The organism is Lactobacillus sp. HBUAS51381, from assembly GCF_012641095.1.
Classification (GTDB): domain Bacteria; phylum Bacillota; class Bacilli; order Lactobacillales; family Lactobacillaceae; genus Levilactobacillus.
In genome coordinates this window covers 1-529 of the sequence record NZ_JAAVSC010000086.1, presented here as the reverse complement: position 1 = coordinate 529, position 529 = coordinate 1, and the positions used below count along the sequence as shown (strand labels likewise).

Annotated in this window: 1 tRNA gene and 1 rRNA gene; both read left to right on the top strand. The window is 44.6% G+C overall.

Annotated features, from left to right (window positions below):
- The first annotated feature begins 10 nt into the window (after positions 1-10).
- Positions 11-127, top strand: a 5S ribosomal RNA gene (rrf, locus tag HEQ50_RS12625).
- Positions 128-199: 72 nt separating this feature from the next.
- Positions 200-272 (top strand) — tRNA-Thr (locus HEQ50_RS12620).
- Positions 273-529: the final 257 nt, after the last annotated feature.

The window sequence follows — 529 nt, the reverse complement described above, 5'->3', positions numbered from 1 at the left end:
TCTCTTATAGTGTGGTGGCGATAGCCTAAAGGATACACCCGTTCCCATGCCGAACACGGAAGTTAAGCTTTAGCACGCCGATAGTAGTTGGGGGATCGCTCCCTGCGAGGATAGGACGTTGCCACGCGAACGAAAGAACCCAGTGATTGGGTTCTTTTTTTATTGTCAATATTCGAAAAAACAGCGATAATGAGAGTATGCCGCTTTAGCTCAGGAGGTAGAGCGTTTCCATGGTAAGGAAGAGGTCGTTGGTTCAAATCCAATAAGCGGCTTAGGTAAGATGGTCATGATACAATGCGTGATTATGGTTTTGGGCAGACTGGGTGTAATAACCTAGTCTGCTCTTTTTAGGTAATAGGAGTTTAGGTGGATAACGGGAACCCAGAGACTTCAGCCTAAATGTGGTGGTGTTTGCCAACCAGTGTAGTCCGTAAGCACCTAATAACTGACCGTCTATGATTGATGGTCGCAAAACGATATGATTACCTCATCAAATAAATTGGTGAGGTTTTTGTTATGGATAAACCAG